The organism is Pectobacterium brasiliense, from assembly GCF_016950255.1.
Lineage (GTDB): Bacteria > Pseudomonadota > Gammaproteobacteria > Enterobacterales > Enterobacteriaceae > Pectobacterium > Pectobacterium brasiliense.
In genome coordinates this window covers 2,311,058-2,328,199 of record NZ_JACGFN010000001.1, presented here as the reverse complement: position 1 = coordinate 2,328,199, position 17,142 = coordinate 2,311,058, and the positions used below count along the sequence as shown (strand labels likewise).

The following is a 17,142-nucleotide window of genomic DNA, read 5'->3' as shown; positions in this document are numbered from 1 at the left end:
AACGGGCGAAATAACGATGAGGTGGTTGTATGTTGCTGGCACAGATTTCCGATCTGCATTTTCGCAGTGAGGGGCGCAAGCTCTATGAATTTATTGATATTAACGGGGAAAACGCCAAGGTCATTAACCAGCTAAATGCGCTGAGCGAGCGGCCGGACGCGGTGGTGATTAGCGGCGACATCGTCAACTGCGGAAGCTCGCAGGAGTATCAGGTGGCACAGCGCGTGTTGCAGATGCTGGATTACCCGATGTACGTAATTCCGGGCAATCATGATGATAAGCAGCATTTTCTCAATGCGATGCGCCCGCTTTGCCCGCAGTTAGGCGATGATCCCGAGAACATCCGCTATGCGGTGGATGACTTCCCGATGCGCCTGCTGTTCATCGACACCAGTCTGGCCGGGCAGGCGAAAGGCTGGCTGACGCCGTCCACGCTGGGCTGGCTGGAGCAGCAATTGCAAGAGCACAGCACGCGCGAAACGGCGATCTTTATGCACCATCCGCCGCTGCCGTTGGGATCGGCGCATATGGATCGGATCGCCTGCGAAAACGGGAGTGAGTTGCTGACGCTGATCGAACGTTTCCCGCAGATGACGCGGATCTTCTGCGGCCATACGCACCGCCTGATTATGACGCAACATCGGCAGGCGATTATTGCCACCGTACCGGGTACCGTCCATCAGGTGCCGTATTTCTACTATGACGACACGTCGTACTACAACCTGGAGCCTGCCAGCGTGGTCATGCACCGCTACGTGCCAGTCACCGGGCTGGTGAGCTACAGCCAGTCGATCGCCGCGAACTCCGGACCTTACCTCTACGATCCGCGAATCAGCTGTCCGGTGGATGCGTAATGGCCGTGATTCAGTTACGTAATATCAGCAAACGCTTCGAGCACATGCAGGCACTGGCGTCGCTGTCGCTGGACATCGCTGACGGTGAATTTTTGGTGCTGGTCGGGCCGTCTGGCTGCGGCAAAAGTACGCTGCTGCGTATGCTTGCCGGTCTGGAAGACGTGAGCGATGGGCAAATCCTGCTGGGTGACGATGACATTACGACGTGGAGCCCGAAGCAGCGCAATTTCTCGATGATCTTCCAGAACTACGCGTTGTTTCCGCACCTGACCGTCGAGCAAAACATCACTTTCGGGATGCGGATGCGCGGTGAGCCGAAAGCGGAGTATCCACAGCGTGTGCAGCGCGTTGCCAGCCTGCTTCAGCTTGAACCGCTACTGAAACGCAAACCGGGAAAACTGTCCGGCGGTCAGCGCCAGCGCGTAGCAATGGCACGGGCGATCGTGCGCGATCCGTGCTTGTTTTTGATGGATGAGCCGCTGTCGAATCTGGATGCCCGCCTGCGCAGCGATGTGCGGGACGGCATTATGGATCTGCACCGGCAGTTGAAAACAACCACCGTTTACGTCACGCACGATCAGATCGAGGCGATGACAATGGCGGACAGAATCGCCGTGCTGGATCGCGGCGTGCTGCAACAGGTTGGCACGCCGGAACAGCTGTATTCGCACCCGGCTAACGTCTTTGTCGCCGGATTTATCGGCACGCCCGCGATGAATATGGTGACGCTGCCTTGTGCTGATGGGCAGGCATTTCTACAGGCATTGTCTGTGGCGCTGCCTGACAGTGAAGAAACGCGTTCATTAACCCGTGTATTGCTCGGGATCCGCCCTGAGCATATTACCGAACACGCCGCGTCAGACGGCGACTTGTCATTGTCGGGAACGGTGAAGCAGCGGGAGCTATTTGGCGCGGAGTATTTGATTCATGTGGATACGCCGTTGGGGAATATTCGCTACCGTCGGCCAAATCGCGATGGCGTGCCGGATGTCGGCGCATCCATTGTGCTTCATTTTTCACCGCAGGATTGTCATTGGTTTTCCGGGCAAACCGCCCGTAATTTATCCCAGGAGAAAAGAAATGCGTAAGCCCCGTATGATGGCGCTGGCAATCGCCTTGCTGATGTCTGGCCCCGCGTTGGCGAAAGAGAGTATCGATTTCATGTTCCCCGCGCCGGTTGATGGCAAGCTGACGATGGAAATGACGCGCATCATCAAGGAGTACAACCAATCGCAGGATCAGGTTGAAGTGCGTGGGATCTTCACCGGCAATTACGACACGACAAAAGTGAAAGCGGAAGCGGCCGCTAAAGCGGGCGATCCTCCGGCGCTGGTGATTATGTCGGCAAACTTCACTGCCGATCTGGTCATCAAAGATGAAATTCTACCGATGGACGAGCTGTTCAAATACGGCAACGAAAAGGCCACGCCTTTCCTGACTAAAAACTTCTGGCCCGCGCTACATCAGAACGCGCAGGTGATGGGCGTGACTTACGCGATCCCGTTCCACAACTCGACGCCGATCCTTTATTACAACGAAGACATGCTGAAGAAAGCGGGATTCAACGAACCGCCGAAAAACTGGGATGAAGTGATTGCGGTAGCGAAGAAGCTGACCGATCCGGCAAAAGGGCAGTGGGGCATCATGATTCCGTCCACGAACGATGACTACGGCGGCTGGATGCTGTCTGCGCTAACGCGTGCCAACGGCGGGGCGTATTACAATGCCGACTATCCGGGCGAAGTGTATTACAACACCGCATCAACTAAAGGCGCGCTCCAGTTCTGGCGCGACTTAGTGCATCGCGACAAAGTGATGCCCGCTGGTGTGCTGAATTCCAAGCAGATCAGCGCCGCATTTTTCTCCGGCAAGCTGGGTATGACGATGCTGAGTACCGGCGCGTTGGGCTTTATGCGTGAAAATACCAAAGATTTCCAGCTTGGCGTGGCGATGATGCCGGAAAAAGAGCGTCGTGGCGTGACCATCGGCGGAGCAAGTCTGGTGAGCTTCAAAGGGATTTCTGAAGATCAGAAGAAAGCGGCCTGGCAGTTTATGAACTATCTGGTTAGCCCGGAAGTCAGCGGCAACTGGAGCCGTTTTACCGGCTACTTCGCCCCGCGCATGGCGGCCTACGATCTGCCAGAAATGAAGGACTATCTGGCGAAAGATCCGCGTGCGGCCATTGCGCTGTCACAGCTGCAATATGCCCATCCGTGGTACGCCACCTATGAAACGGTCGCAGTACGCAAAGCGATGGAAAATCAGCTGGCGGCGCTGCTAAACGATCCGGAGAAAAAGGTTGATGACGCCGCCGCCGCTGCACAAAAAGAGGCGGACGGCATCATGAAGCCGTATGTGGATAAAACGGCGTTACGAGACGTGAAATAGTAACATCGCGCCCCACGGCTTAACGCCAACGGGGCGCGATAATGTTAATGCGCAGCCTGAGAATGCATACTCGCCGTGTTGCGTGACGATGACAGCGTAAAGGCGGAAATTGCAGTGAAGGTAAGCGCGATGCCACCCAAGATAAGGTACGTCTGGTTGAAGCCAATGCGGTCGTACAGGTTGCCCGCCGCGGAGGAGAGGAATATCGCCATAAACTGCTTGGCGAACTGGAAGCCCACCAGATAAATCGTGGCCGACAGGCGCGAATCAAACGTATTGGCGATGTATTTGAAAATCCCGATAAGCAGCAGCGGTACTTCGAAGGCGTGCAGCATTTTCAGGATGATGACTTCCGTGACGGACGTGGCACAGGCCGATCCCAAAATCCTGATCGACATAATTGTTCCTGCCACCAGAAGCGCATTTTTAGCGCCGATCCGGTTAATAAGCCACGGCGTACAGAACATCACCAGCGCATTTGCTGCTTCCCCCGCGGTGGTGACAAAACCAAAGATCTGGTTTCCCTGTTCCTGCGAGCTAAAGAACGATTTAAAGAAGTTAGCGAATTGCTGATCGTAGACGTCATAAATGCAGGCGACGCCGACCACGTACAGCACCAGCAGCCAGAACTGACGGTTAGCCAGCAAACCTAACGCCAGCTTCACACTAAAAGGCGAGGCGTTAGCCCCGAGTGAGTCCATCACGGTGGCGGTCTGGTTGCTTTCCGTCTTCGCCAGACACAGCAACACGATCAAGATAATCGCCGAGCCGGATCCCATCCAGAACACGATATCGGGATTGATGTTAAACAGCATACCTGCCGTTGAGGCGCAAATTCCCCAGCCAAAACAGCCAAACATGCGCGCCTTACCGTACTCAAATTGGTGCTGTCGGCTGATGCGCTCGATGTAGGCCTCAATCGCCCCGGCTCCCGCGCTGAAAGAGAACCCGATATACAGGCCACCGACTAAAGCACCCAGTATCACGTTGATTTTTAATAGCGGAGCGAAGACATACAGAAAGAAAGGGGCAAAAAAGAGCAACAGCACAGAGATCACCCAGAGCAGGTGTTTCTTCATCCCTAGCTTGTCGGACAGGATGCCGAGGAAAGGCTGAAACAGGATTGCGAACAAGGACAGGAAGGAAAAAACGATGCCAGTATCGGTCTTATTGAGCCCGATAACGTCCGCCAGCCAGATCGGCAAAAACGGAAAGCACGTCGCCATGATAAAAAAATAAAGAAAGAAGAACGCGCCGAAAATCCAGAAGTTACGGTTGTTTTTGTAGTAGCACGAGGTAGTAGGCATCTGTATTTCCCCTCAGGGGGTAGACGTTATCATGACGCGGGACAATGCTGTCCCGCGCGGTCGTGTTGTGTATTGGTAAGGCAAAGAAAAAGTTATTTACTGACGGTATCCGGCACCGCGGAAAGCCCGATCAGAATGGCGGTCTCCGGCGTCAGAACGGGGAGAGCAAGGCCGGCCTGCATCAGCCAGTCACCGGAAACCACGATCGGCTGACGTAACCACGGTGGAAGCTCACGCATGGTGCCGCCGCCTTCTCGCACCGTTTTGATTTCCGGGCCGTCAAGCAGCGTGACTTCATAGCGTGCGTCGGGCTGTAGGCCGGGGAAGCGGAGCGTACCCGCCAGCGAATAAGACGGCATACGTAGCTGAGCTACCTGGAAAACGGCATGCTGCCGATCGTTGCTCACCACGCCGGTGACCTGCACCGTATCGTCCGGCATCTCGACCCGCCAGGTGGTGCCGCTGTGCAGCAGCGGGCGCAGCGTTTTGTGCAGTTGGATGTAGTGGCGATAGCCTTCCAGCTCGTCGTCGTCAGCCTTCACGGGATCCAGCTCAATGCCCATGTGGCCGAACAGGGCCGTCAGGCCGCGAAAGGCGATGGTATGGCGTCGATAGGTGGCGTGGCAGCGAGCGTGCCCGATGTGTTGCCCCATGACTTCTGGTGGAAAGAAGTAGCTCATGCAGCGTTGGATGGTCTGGCGCTCCAGCGCGTCGTTGTTATCTGACACCCAGAAGCGCTGGGTACGCTCTAGCACACCGTAGTCGATGCGGCCGCCGCCGGAGGCGCAGGATTCAAATTCGACATGGGGAAAACGCTGGCGCAGGGTATCAAGCAGACGATAGAACTGTCGGGTTTGCGCATCGGCGGCCAGACGCCCTGCATGGCCGGGTTGCACCAGTTCGCGGTTCATATCCCACTTCACATAATCGACCGGGTGCTCACCCAGTAGCCAGCTCAGCCGCTCCAGCAGATACGCGAAGGCCTCGGGCTGGTTTAAATTCAGCACGTACTGATAGCGGCCTGTTGGCTGTGCGTAGCCGGGCAATTGCAGCACCCAGTCAGGGTGTGCACGGAACAGGTCGGAATCGGGGTTGATCATCTCCGGTTCGACCCAAATGCCGAACTCCATCCCTAGAGCTTTGACGTGCTCGATCACCGGCATCAGCCCGTTAGGGTATTTTTCCTCGTCCAGATACCAGTCGCCGAGCGCGGCTTGGTCGTGGTGACGCCCACGGAACCAGCCGTCATCGATGATGAAACGCTCTACGCCCACGTCGGCGGCTTTGCTCGCCATCTGCATGATGTACTCAGGGGAGTGATCGAAATAGATCCCTTCCCACGTATTGAGGTGTACCGGGCGTGGTTTATGGTCGCTGAATTGGATCAGGGACTGGCGCAAGAAGGTGTGATAGCGCTGGCTCATGCCGTTTAAGCCGGCATCGGAGAAGGCGGCGTAGACCCACGGTGTTGTGAGGGATTCCGACTGCGCCAGCGTGATTTCGCCCGGCAGATACAGGGCTTCTGCCTGCACGACGCGACGCCCGTCGGTTTTAATATCGGCACGCAGGCGGTGGTTGCCGCTCCAGCCTAAATGCACGCCCCATACGGCACCATGCTGTTCGCTGAACGCGGACTCGCCGAGGATAAAGGCGGGGAAATATTCATGGGAGCTTCTTCCCCGACGGCTTTCCTGAATGAAACCGCCATGCTGCAACGTGAGGCGATGAGCCTGAAACTCACGCAGCCAGCGGCCGTGGAATGCCATGACGTCGCTCGCCCTTTCTGGGACGGGCAGCGTGACGGCGAGGCGCTGTACTTGCCAGGCATCCGCACGCAGATTCTCTAGCGTGTGGCGCAGTTGCAGGACGTCGGTCTGTAGATCCAGGCGCAGTTCACTGATCAGGCGAAGCCCGGCCTGTGCATCTTCCGCGGTAATGGTGAGCGTATTGTCCTGAACGTCAGCCTGCTTCGTCGTGAAGATCGGCGCGGCATCATAGCCTGAACGGTGCCCCTCAATACCCGGCGAACCGAACTGACCACGCCCGTATTCCATCGCCAGCGTCAGGGGAAGATCCACATCCAGACGACCGTTAGCGACGGGGCGTTGCAGAGAAACGATATCTTCTGGTGAAAATCCACGCAGCCGTGGCCCCCAGTAGAGAATTTCTGCCGCTGGGGCGCAGCGTACGATGACATCGCACTGTGCGCTGGTTAATTGAACAATATCACGCATCATGAGGAGGATTCCAAATTACGAATAGTGGATCTCAGTGAAAGCTTAAACGTTTAAGTCATCAACTTAAACGTTTAAGAAATGTGATGTCGTTAAAATAATCGTTAGAAAATAGAAAAAGGTTGCGATGAGGATGTGAAGAGCATCTTACTGGCGGCTGGCGTAGCAAACCAACCGGTGGCTTTATTAAACGTGGTCGATAACGGAATAGATTAGGCGGGAAAGCTCGTGTTACCGAGGCGTAACGTTGGCTGCCATAACTCCTGCAAGTTTTCTACGGCTTCGCCCGCGATCAGCGCCTGCATCATACTGGCAATTTGTTCGCCAACCTGCTCGCGAGTTGCCTGTTCTATGGCGGTCACGGTGATGTCGGTCAGGCTGTCCTGTGGCAAGCCGTCATACATCACTAATGCGATGGGGTGGGAACCGGAAAGCCGACCCGCCTGCTGCAATGCCGCAACGGCACCGTCGCCGTGGACATTGCCGTCCATCACCATCGCGGTGGGTGGTTCAGGCAGCGCCAGAAGGTCGAGCATGGCCTGATAGCCCGCGCGGCGTGTGGGATTCACACAGCGCAGATAGGCGTCGTGAAACGGCAGGTTGTGGCGTTGCAGGGCATCCCGATAGCCCTGACGACGCTGCATGATAAACGCCTGCGGGTGATCTTCGCTTAACATGGCGATACGGCGATGCCCGAGCGCGATCAGGTGTTCGGTTGCTAACGCCATGCCTGCGCGGTTGTCAAAATCGAACCAGGCGTAAGGATGAGGGAGCTGGCTGCGCCCCAGCGCCAGAAAAGGCACATCATGGCGTTGCAGTAACGTCAGCCGTGCATCCTGCTCGCATGTATGCGCCACGATCAACGCGTCGATACGGCGGCTGGCGATCAACCGGGCGGCACCCTGACAGGCATCTTGCTCGTCAGCCAGCAGGAGAAAATCGACCTCATGCTGCGCTAGCCTGCGGCTGATCGCGCCAATCATCTCGAAAAAAATATCGTTACTCAGAGAAGAGGCGTAGGGATAGACCAGCCCGACGGCGTTGCTTTTGCCCATTTTGAGGCGGCGTGCGTGCGTATTGGGACGATAGCCAATACGCGTCGCTTCTTCCTGAATACGCTGGCGCGTGGCGTCGGATATATCCCGATGGCCGTTCAGCGCACGACTCACCGCCGCCACGGACAAACCCAGGTTATTTGCGATTGTTTTTAAAGACATCACCCTCTCCTGACGTGCATGCCCGGCGACGGGGCGTCTAGCGAGAAAATCGAATTATAGCAACCAGCCCTTGGCTTTGGCGTCTTCTAGATGTTGCTGGAGGTATTGCCACAGTTCCGGGTTGATCGTGGAGATGAACTCGGCACGGTCAAGAACCTGTTCCAGGCGGATACTGTTTTCTACCCAGCTTTGGCCGCCGTTAGACAGGTTCATCAGCATCGGCATGACGCGGTCAAGTACCATAGCGAACTGGGCGCTGGGGGTTTCATTCGCTTCGTATTCTTCCCACAGATCGTGGAATTGCTGACGCTGTGGCTCGGGCAGCAGGCCGAAAATACGAGCGGCGGCGGCGACTTCCTGATCGTGAATCGCCAGACGAGCGGAAAGATCGTAAACGAGCACATCGCCCGCATCGATTTCGACGATGTCGTGAATCAGCGCCATTTGGATCACGCGCTGGATATCCACACCTTCACCGGCATAAGGCGCCAGCGCCATTGCCGCGACGGCAAAGTGCCAGCTATGTTCGGCAGAATCTTCGTGACGTTCGCTGCCGATAATTTTGTTACGGCGCTGCACGCTTTTTAATTTATCGATTTCTATCAGAAAGCCGAAGGCATCGGTCATAGAACCGAAATTCAGAGTAGATGGGGCAGATGACATGAAAAACTTACCTCTTGCAGTGAACACGATGCAGTAAAAATCATGCAGTGAAACGATATGTAGTGAAAACCAAAACGACATGTAATGAAAACTATAGGAAGGCGCTGTGAGCGTCAGAACCGGATGACCGTTAACGCGAATAACCGGTAAAAACGGCAGAGCCCTTCAAAAAACAGGGAGATATCAACGTCGATCATTGTAGGGGATGTCGCCCGAGATTGACATGAATGATTACACGCTAAGTGAGAGAGAAAGCCGGAAGTCAGGTGAGTGTAAATATTTTAGCTTACACGTGTACACTGAAACTATTCTCAGTTAATCTGCTCAAAGGTTAAACACCTGCGCCTGCATCCCCGCAGGGGAAAGGCAAGGTGGATAACGTCAGCACACGACGTGTACTGTTGAATACTGTGGAATCGATTGATGTCAAAAAATGAACAAATGCCGGATTACTCTCTGGCAGAGGAAATTGCGAACAGCATAAGCCACGGAATAGGTGTGATTTTCGGGATTGTGGGGTTGGTTTTATTGCTGGTGCAGGCGGTCAACAATGACGCTGGCAGCGTGGCGATTACCAGCTACAGCCTCTATGGCGGCAGCATTATCCTGCTGTTTCTGGCATCGACGTTGTATCACGCGATTCCGTCTCAGCGTATTAAGCCGTGGCTGAAGAAATTTGACCACTGTGCCATCTATCTGTTGATCGCAGGAACCTATACGCCGTTTTTGCTGGTAGGGTTGAATTCGCCGCTGGCGCATGGCCTGATGGTCGTCATCTGGAGCATGGCGCTGCTGGGCGTGATCTTCAAACTGGCGTTTGCTCACCGTTTTGAAGTGCTGTCGTTAATTACCTATCTGGTGATGGGCTGGCTGTCGCTGGTGGTGATTTATCAGATGGTGATGAAACTGGCGGCGGGGAGTGTGACGCTGCTGGCGGTGGGCGGCGTGGTGTACACGCTGGGCGTGATTTTCTACGCCTGTAAGCGCATTCCCTATAATCACGCGATTTGGCACGGATTTGTGTTGGGCGGCAGCGTCTGCCACTTTCTGGCGATTTATCTTTATATTTAAGCCTGTATAAAGCGCATGAGCCCGCTTGGCTCATGCGCGGTATCACTCGTCGAATTAATCCGTTATTTCATACGGCAGCGGCTGAACCGTGAGCTGGCTTTCGGCATCGTCACGGACGCGCAAAACGTTCTCTGCGGTGAGATCGTTATTCAGCACTGCCTGTACCCACACGTCACCGTTCTGCAATTGGCTGGCTGCCAACACCGTACCGGTACGACGCCAGTTCTCACCGAGCTGCAATTCGAGGTCATCCCCTGCCTGCGGTACCTTATTTGCCTTACCCGCCAGCCAGTAAAGCGCACGCTTGTTAGCCCCACGATATTTTGCCCGCGCGACCATTTCCTGACCGGTATAGCACCCTTTGCTGAAGCTAATCCCATTTAATGCCTGTAAATTAGTCGCTTGCGGGATGAACTGAGCACTGTTTGCGCTGTCAATGATGGGCTGACCTGCTTCAATATCCAGCGTCAGCCATTGGCGGCTGTCATTCAGGCTGACTTTATCGCCGAGCTGTTCAAGCAGCGACGCGCCGTGCTCAGGAGACAGTACCAGCAAGAAACGTTCTGCAGGATGGGCGAAATGCAGTAAGGTAGCCCCTTCGTGCTGCACAACAGGGTGTTCAGCATCTGGAAGCTGGCTAAATACAGAGGCCAGCAGCTCGCGGATACCGGCACCCGCCGCGCCCAGCAGGATGGCGTTGTCGTCTGGCGCGATGGTCGTTTTCGAGAAAACGGCGTATTTTTTCAGTTCGTTAAGTTGAGCGTCGCGTAGATTACGACGCTCAATAAAAGCAAAGCCTTCGCCGTGATGGAACAGACGCAGGTTGCTCCACATTTTTCCTTTCGCGTCGCAGTGGGCGCAAAGGATGTGCCCATCGTCAGGCAGCGCCCCGACATCTGCGGTGACCTGTCCTTGAAGATATTTGACGGTGTCCGGCCCGACCATGGTGACCAGCGCCCAGTCATCCAATGAGATGAGCGTGGCGGCCAACTGGGCAGAAGCAAATGGAGGTTGTGATGCAAAAGGGCGTTGATGAGCCGTATGTTGATTAACCATATAGTACAATCCTGCGCGAAGGGCGATACCCGAATGACCTAATGGTAAAAGAGCGCTCAGGGTTTGCAAGTGGTTATTCACGCTGTGTTATTGCAGAGCACAGCCTGATGCTGATGAGCGCACTCGGCGCGGTGCACGGCGGTAAACTATGTCAAAATGTTACTATTAGTTGATACCCGCTACCGGAATCAGAGTACACTAGCGGCAAGCAGCGATAACAAGGTGGACATGAAATATGGAAATCGATAATAAATCACGCATTCATTGGGCATGCCGCCGTGGTATGCGCGAATTGGATATCGCAATCATGCCGTTTTTTGAGCATGACTATGACACACTTAATGACACTGATAAGCGCACGTTTGTACGCTTGTTACAAAGCGACGATCCCGATTTATTCAACTGGCTGATGAACCACGGTGAACCGGAGGACGGAGAGCTGAAACACATGATTTCCCTTATTCAGACGCGAAATAAAGATCGTGGCCCAGTGGCGGTGTGACCTCCGCGTTTCCTGGCGCATGCAACTGCTGTCATTGGTTGTGCATGGCCTATTAGTATTGCTCATTCTGCTGGCGCCGTGGCCGGACGGCTACGCGTGGCTATGGCTATGCCTGGTCACGATGGTGATGTTCGGTTTTATCCGTAGCCAACGGAATATTAAATCCCGACAGGGGGAAATCGTTCTGCTCAGCGAAACGACCCTGAGCTGGCGGCAGCAGGAATGGCAGATCGTTAAACGACCGTGGCTGCTGAAGAATGGCATATTACTGTCATTGCAAGTGGTTAACGGTAAAGACAAGCAACAGCTGTGGCTGGCATCGGACAGCATGGGCGATGACGAATGGCGTCACTTGCGTCAAATTCTTTTGCAGCAGAAACACTGGGCAAGATAGCAGCGCGTTGGACATGTTTTTATTCGGTCATCGTTTGGCCGTGCTTTGAAATTGATTGGATATAACTGATGACTAAGCCCGCAGTGCAAAAAAATGGTCTGCACCCTCGTAATCGCCACCGTGACCGTTATGATTTTCCCGCGCTCAAACAGAGTTATCCTGCGCTGATCCCGTTTGTAAAGGTGAATGCCTACGGTGATGAGTCCGTGGACTTTGCCAATCCTGAGGCGGTGAAAACGCTGAATCAGGCGCTGTTGCAGCATTTTTATCAGATTGAGCACTGGACGATTCCAGAGGGCTTTCTGTGCCCGCCAATTCCTGGTCGTGCCGATTATATCCACCATCTGGCTGACTTGCTGGCGGAAGATAACCGTTCGGTGGTGCCGCGCGATGCGTCCGTGCTGGATGTCGGCTGTGGTGCCAACTGTATCTATCCGCTGATTGGACATCGCGAGTACGGCTGGCGTTTTACTGGCAGCGAGATCAATCCGCAAGCGATGAAAGCCGCCAATGAGACGATTGAGGCGAACCCAGGCTTGAATCGGTCGATTCGCCTGCGCCGTCAGAAGAACAGCAAAGCGATACTGGCAGGGATTATCCACAAGAACGACACGTTTGATGCCGTCATGTGTAATCCGCCGTTCCATGCGTCTGCGGAGGATGCTCGTCAGGGATCGCAGCGCAAACTGCATAATCTGGGGCTGGATAAGCGCTCACCGCTGAATTTTGGCGGGCAGCAGGATGAGCTGTGGTGTGAAGGTGGCGAGTCCGCTTTCATTGGTCAGATGATCAAAGAGAGCGCGGGTTTCGCCCGTCAGTGTCTGTGGTTTACGTCGCTGGTGTCGCGTAAAGAGAACCTGCCGGAGATTTATCGTGTGCTGGAAGCGGTTGATGCGGAGAAGGTCAGAACGATAGATATGGCGCAAGGCCAAAAGCAAAGCCGCTTTGTCGCGTGGAGTTTCCTTGATACCGCTGCGCGTACCCGCTGGTTACAAAAGCGTTAAGCCACTTCAACGTCTACAAATATCAATCTTCGCGGATACCGGTCACCACGGTATCCGCGAATGTTTTACTCGACGGTAATCGTATCCGGTTCCTGTTGGGTCACCTTCAACGACGTCCCCTGAATCGCCATAAATACCGCTTCTCGCCGGGTCAGATAGCCTTTGACGGGATGGGGTTTAATCGCGCCAGTGAGTGTGGTATCGGTGGTGATGCCACAGCCCGTCGCGTGCGCGATTTGCTGTGCTGTCTCGTCAAACCTTGAGAAATCGATCGCGTAATACTGCGGCACATCGCATTTCCCGCCCAGATTTCTGGCGTATTCTTCTGTGCCTGTTTGAGCACAACCGGCAAGCAATAATCCTGCGACCGCTATGAGTAACATTTTCATCGTGCTTACCTCTGTTGAGTCGTACTGTTTACAGTAATGACGCCATTTCTTGCAGGATCTGTTCGCACCACTGTTCCAGCCGTTCATCGCTAAGATCGTATTGGTTCACTTCGTCCAGCGCCAGTCCGACAAAGTGTTTGCCGTCGGCGGTCAGCGGTTTCGGGCTGGTGAATTCGTAGCCCGCTATCGGCCAGTATCCAACGAATGTGACACCCAGCGGCAGCAGTTGGTCATGCAGCATACCCAGCGCATCAAGGAACCATTCACTGTAGCCAAGCTGGTCGCCCATACCGTAGAGCGCGACGACTTTGCCTTTGAGGTTTAGCGTCGCTAGTTGACCCCAGATGTTTTCCCAGTCTTCCTGAATCTCACCGAAATCCCAGGTGGGGATGCCGAGAATCAGCGTACTGTAATCTTCCATACGTTGAGGTTCGACATCTTTAAGGTTGTGCAGATCCACCAGGTCTTCGCCCAAAATGTCGCGAATTTTTTCCGCCGCCATTTCGGTGTAGCAGGTGCTTGAGCCGTAAAACAGACCAATTTTCATACTATCTATAAGTCCATGATTTAATTATTTTCTACAACCAATGATGCATTGATTCAGTCTCTGCACAGCGATGCCACTGCCTAAAGGCGGCAAGTTCATAACTCATGTGCAGCAGAAAACAGGTAATGGTTGCCATATTCGATGATATTGAGGTCTTTTACAATCGTTGGTGAAGCTCGCGGTGCAGAGCGATTGACTTCAATGGAGGGGGACAGAACTGTATTGGGGGGATGATTTCAGAGGGAATAGCGTATCTCATTACGGTATTCAGGATCTCTGCATTAGCACGCCCGCGTTTATGTCGAGTGTGCTAACGAAGAGAACTCATGACAACACGAACGCTTAAAGCGCTAACGCATTCACTACTGCTTCCGGCATTGATGGTCGGCCGTTAGTCAGGCAAGTGGCGACAAACGTGGCTTCTGCGTAGGTAACACCGCCAACCTTAATCTGCTGAACGAAATTGACGCGATTACGTTTTTCGTTCTTTTCCAACTGGCAGGTCACTTCTAATTGATCGCCTTTTTGCAGGCTTTTACGAAAGCGCAGAGTGTACTCCAGTACCATGTAAATCTTTCCCTGCTTGAACTCTTCTTCAATATCGATACCCAGCGCCTCTTTCATAAAAGCATGGCGCGTCCACTCCATGTAAAACGGATAGTAGAGGCCGTCGACGACGCCCTGAAAGTCGATATGACTGTCCTCAACTTCATAATGTTTTGAAAACATTTTTGCATCCTAATTTGATTGTTGTACCGAATGGATTTGTTACATCGACAGGCCTGTTGGTATACCTCACTTAATTAGCGTGGTAAATGCGAAAATGTATCAAAGTGATAATAACAAGAGGTGATGATTTGGAGTGGTGACGGGTTGGTGACATCGTGAAAAAGGAAAGGTGCAGTGAGGGCCGTAGCCCTCACTGAAGGGACATTATCCCAGAGACTGGTGACGCGTTTCTTTGGTCGCCAGCAGCGCGATCAGCGTCAGCGACGCCATGGCTGCCAGATAAACACCGACGTAGAACAGGCCATAGTTAGCCGTCAACCACGCCGCGATATACGGTGCAACCGATGCACCCAGAATCGACGAAACGTTATACGAGAATGATGCACCGGTGTAGCGCACTTCCGTCGGGAACAGCTCCGGCAGCAGTGCACCCATCGGGCCGAATGTCAGTCCCATGATGCTCAGACCTAATACCAGGAAGCCCATTACCAGCGCCTGATTACCTGAACCGAGCATATAAGGGAACAGCATAGCGAAAACGATCATGAGACAGGTAATAGTAATCATGGTCTTACGGCGGCCAAAAGCATCCGCCAGATAGCCGGCTACCGGCACCATCAGACCAAAGCCGATCACCGCGATCATCAGCATCAACAGGAAACTGTTACGCGAGAAACCAAGCCCTTTAGGTTCTGGCGCTGTACCGTACGTCATGGAGTACACGGTCATGATGTAGAACAGCGTGTAGGTCGCCAGCATGATGAAGGTGCCGAGAATCGTGACTTTCATATGCTTGCTAAGCAGCGTGCCCAGCGGCATACGTACCTGCTTGCCGGCTTTGACCGCTTTGGTAAAGACGGGAGCTTCATGCAGAGAGATACGAACATACAGGCCAACCAGCACCAGCGCGGCAGATGCGACGAACGGCACGCGCCAGCCCCAGGTCATGAACTGCTCTTCCGTCAGCAGCCAGGACAACAGCAGGAAGGTACCGTTAGCGAAGAAGAAGCCAATCGGTGCGCCAAGCTGGGGGAACGACCCATACAGCGCACGTTTATGGGACGGGGCATTTTCAGTCGCCAGCAGCGCCGCGCCGCCCCATTCACCGCCGAGACCCAGCCCCTGGCCGAAGCGTGCCAGTGCTAGGAGAATCGGAGCAAAAATACCAATGGTGTCGTAGGTCGGTAACAGCCCAATCAGAACGGTTGAAATCCCCATGGTCAGCAGAGAAGCGACCAGCGTGACTTTACGTCCGACGCGGTCGCCAAAGTGACCGAAGACTGCCGAGCCAATCGGGCGAGCCACAAAGGCAATCGCAAAGGTTGCCAACGACTGTAGCGTGGCGGCAGTCGGATCGCCCTGTGGGAAGAAAATGTGCGGAAAAATCAGCACCGCGGCGGTGGCGTAGATATAAAAATCGAAAAATTCGATAGCGGTGCCAATTAATGACGCAACAATCACTTTATTGCGTGAGTTTACGGGTGGCGCTTCCGCTTCGGCATCGAGAGTGGGAGTGATGGTGGTGGCTTGCATAATGTTTCTTTATTTTAACAACACGAACGACCATTCTACGCACAGAAAAATCGGCTTTTCAACGTTGATTAAGTAAGGTCAATGCCAGTAGACATGCGGCTTCAAGGAGCCTGTTCCGCTATATTGACGATACATAAAATATAATGTGCCACGGCCTTATTTTTGCCGGAGAATGTTATGGCGATGTTGATGTTCACGGAATATGTGAGATCGTGCACAATTCTGTTGGCGAGAGAATGCGGACTTGATGAAGGTGTAAAGTCGCCGCTTCATCGGCATAATATTGCCAACCAGTGAAGAGGGACACAGCGATGCAAGAACACGATCAGGCGCTTATCGAACAGTTTCTCGATGCGCTGTGGCTGGAAAGAAATCTGGCAGAGAATACGCTGGCCTCTTATCGGCTGGATCTGCGTACGCTGGCAGAGTGGCTGGCGCATCATGACAATGATTTATTGCAGGCACAGTCGCTCGATCTTCAGGCGTTTCTCGCTGACAGAGTTGAGGGGGGCTACAAGGCCACCAGCTCGGCTCGCTTGCTGAGCGCGATGCGCCGCTTCTTTCAGTACCTTTATCGGGAAAAGTGTCGCAGCGACGATCCGAGTGCGGTGCTGTCATCGCCAAAACTGCCGCAGCGTCTACCCAAAGATTTGAGCGAGGCGCAGGTTGATACGTTGCTCAACGCCCCAAGTATTGAACAACCGCTGGAATTACGCGATAAGGCCATGCTTGAGGTATTGTATGCGACGGGGCTGCGTGTTTCCGAGCTGGTCAGTTTGACGATGAGCGATGTCAGCCTGCGGCAGGGCGTGGTACGCGTGCTGGGGAAAGGCAATAAAGAACGGCTGGTGCCGCTGGGTGAAGAAGCGGTGTACTGGATCGAGTATTATCTGGAACATGGTCGTCCGTGGCTGCTGAATGGGCAGACGCTGGATGTGCTGTTTCCCAGCAATCGCGCACGGCAAATGACGCGCCAGACGTTCTGGCACCGCATCAAGCATTATGCGGTACTGGCGTCCATCGACAGCGAAAAGCTCTCGCCGCACGTCTTACGTCACGCGTTTGCAACCCATTTATTGAACCACGGCGCGGATTTACGGGTCGTACAGATGCTCTTGGGGCACAGCGATCTTTCCACGACGCAGATTTACACCCATGTCGCGACGGAGCGGCTGAAACAGCTGCATCAGCAGCACCATCCGCGCGCATAGGGATAACATAACCAATCGAGTCACTATCAGAGTAACAGGACGT

17 protein-coding genes are annotated in these 17,142 nt (G+C 54.1%); 8 read left to right on the top strand and 9 right to left on the bottom strand.

Annotated elements, in window-relative coordinates:
• Positions 1–29 precede the first annotated feature (29 nt).
• Genes H4F65_RS10355 through H4F65_RS10345 form a run of 3 tightly spaced genes read left to right on the top strand, consistent with a single transcriptional unit; the run spans position 30 to position 3,242 of the window.
• The gene (locus tag H4F65_RS10355; protein WP_010279805.1) at positions 30–854 is read left to right on the top strand and encodes a phosphodiesterase; all 825 of its coding nucleotides are present in this window, start codon (positions 30–32) and stop codon (positions 852–854) included.
• Positions 854–1,942 carry an ABC transporter ATP-binding protein gene (locus tag H4F65_RS10350; RefSeq protein WP_010279808.1) on the top strand — a complete coding sequence of 363 codons (1,089 nt, stop codon included), beginning with the start codon at positions 854–856 and terminating at the stop codon, positions 1,940–1,942. The genes H4F65_RS10355 and H4F65_RS10350 overlap by 1 nt, the downstream gene beginning before the upstream one ends.
• Positions 1,935–3,242: an ABC transporter substrate-binding protein gene (locus H4F65_RS10345; RefSeq protein WP_010279811.1), complete on the top strand. Its 1,308-nt coding sequence runs from the start codon at positions 1,935–1,937 to the stop codon at positions 3,240–3,242. Before H4F65_RS10350 ends, H4F65_RS10345 begins: the two co-directional genes overlap by 8 nt.
• A gap of 44 nt (positions 3,243–3,286) precedes the next feature.
• Here the strand turns inward: H4F65_RS10345 and H4F65_RS10340 are convergent, their stop codons facing one another.
• From H4F65_RS10340 to H4F65_RS10325, 4 genes are all read right to left on the bottom strand, one after another.
• Complete coding sequence (locus tag H4F65_RS10340; RefSeq protein ID WP_010279815.1) at positions 3,287–4,549, bottom strand: MFS transporter; 1,263 nt, start codon at positions 4,547–4,549, stop codon at positions 3,287–3,289.
• 92 nt (positions 4,550–4,641) lie between these two features.
• Positions 4,642–6,786: an alpha-galactosidase gene (locus H4F65_RS10335; RefSeq protein WP_010279820.1), complete on the bottom strand. Its 2,145-nt coding sequence runs from the start codon at positions 6,784–6,786 to the stop codon at positions 4,642–4,644.
• Positions 6,787–6,995: 209 nt separating this feature from the next.
• The gene (locus tag H4F65_RS10330) at positions 6,996–8,000 is read right to left on the bottom strand and encodes a LacI family DNA-binding transcriptional regulator (protein ID WP_010279825.1); all 1,005 of its coding nucleotides are present in this window, start codon (positions 7,998–8,000) and stop codon (positions 6,996–6,998) included.
• 54 nt (positions 8,001–8,054) lie between these two features.
• Positions 8,055–8,663 carry an HD domain-containing protein gene (locus tag H4F65_RS10325; RefSeq protein WP_010279828.1) on the bottom strand — a complete coding sequence of 203 codons (609 nt, stop codon included), beginning with the start codon at positions 8,661–8,663 and terminating at the stop codon, positions 8,055–8,057.
• Positions 8,664–9,086: 423 nt separating this feature from the next.
• Between H4F65_RS10325 and trhA the strand changes: the two genes are divergently transcribed.
• Entirely contained in the window at positions 9,087–9,734 is a 648-nt protein-coding gene (gene trhA, locus H4F65_RS10320) for a PAQR family membrane homeostasis protein TrhA (RefSeq protein WP_010279833.1), read from the top strand.
• Between the two features lie 54 nt (positions 9,735–9,788).
• Here the strand turns inward: trhA and ygfZ are convergent, their stop codons facing one another.
• Positions 9,789–10,790 carry a tRNA-modifying protein YgfZ gene (ygfZ, locus tag H4F65_RS10315; RefSeq protein WP_010279836.1) on the bottom strand — a complete coding sequence of 334 codons (1,002 nt, stop codon included), beginning with the start codon at positions 10,788–10,790 and terminating at the stop codon, positions 9,789–9,791.
• 235 nt (positions 10,791–11,025) lie between these two features.
• Between ygfZ and sdhE the strand changes: the two genes are divergently transcribed.
• The 3 genes from sdhE (at position 11,026) to rlmF (ending at position 12,690) form a co-directional block, all read left to right on the top strand.
• Entirely contained in the window at positions 11,026–11,292 is a 267-nt protein-coding gene (gene sdhE / locus H4F65_RS10310) for an FAD assembly factor SdhE (RefSeq protein WP_010279839.1), read from the top strand.
• A gap of 19 nt (positions 11,293–11,311) precedes the next feature.
• Entirely contained in the window at positions 11,312–11,686 is a 375-nt protein-coding gene (locus tag H4F65_RS10305; RefSeq protein WP_010279842.1) for a protein YgfX, read from the top strand.
• Between the two features lie 68 nt (positions 11,687–11,754).
• Positions 11,755–12,690: a 23S rRNA (adenine(1618)-N(6))-methyltransferase RlmF gene (gene rlmF, locus H4F65_RS10300; protein ID WP_010279846.1), complete on the top strand. Its 936-nt coding sequence runs from the start codon at positions 11,755–11,757 to the stop codon at positions 12,688–12,690.
• Between the two features lie 65 nt (positions 12,691–12,755).
• On the opposite strand, the gene H4F65_RS10295 is transcribed toward rlmF, so the two are convergent.
• The 4 genes from H4F65_RS10295 to H4F65_RS10280 all read right to left on the bottom strand — a co-directional run bounded on the left by H4F65_RS10295 (position 12,756) and on the right by H4F65_RS10280 (position 15,888).
• The gene (locus H4F65_RS10295; protein WP_010279849.1) at positions 12,756–13,079 is read right to left on the bottom strand and encodes a hypothetical protein; all 324 of its coding nucleotides are present in this window, start codon (positions 13,077–13,079) and stop codon (positions 12,756–12,758) included.
• Between the two features lie 28 nt (positions 13,080–13,107).
• Positions 13,108–13,626, bottom strand: coding sequence for a flavodoxin FldB (fldB, locus tag H4F65_RS10290; protein ID WP_010279852.1), 519 nt, complete (start codon positions 13,624–13,626; stop codon positions 13,108–13,110).
• 342 nt (positions 13,627–13,968) lie between these two features.
• Positions 13,969–14,355 carry an acyl-CoA thioesterase gene (locus H4F65_RS10285; protein ID WP_010279856.1) on the bottom strand — a complete coding sequence of 129 codons (387 nt, stop codon included), beginning with the start codon at positions 14,353–14,355 and terminating at the stop codon, positions 13,969–13,971.
• 204 nt (positions 14,356–14,559) lie between these two features.
• Positions 14,560–15,888: an MFS transporter gene (locus H4F65_RS10280; protein ID WP_010279860.1), complete on the bottom strand. Its 1,329-nt coding sequence runs from the start codon at positions 15,886–15,888 to the stop codon at positions 14,560–14,562.
• A 311-nt stretch (positions 15,889–16,199) separates the two neighbouring features.
• Here H4F65_RS10280 and xerD point away from each other — a divergent pair, with 311 nt between their 5' ends.
• Positions 16,200–17,099 carry a site-specific tyrosine recombinase XerD gene (xerD, locus tag H4F65_RS10275; RefSeq protein ID WP_010279863.1) on the top strand — a complete coding sequence of 300 codons (900 nt, stop codon included), beginning with the start codon at positions 16,200–16,202 and terminating at the stop codon, positions 17,097–17,099.
• Positions 17,100–17,142 lie beyond the last annotated feature (43 nt).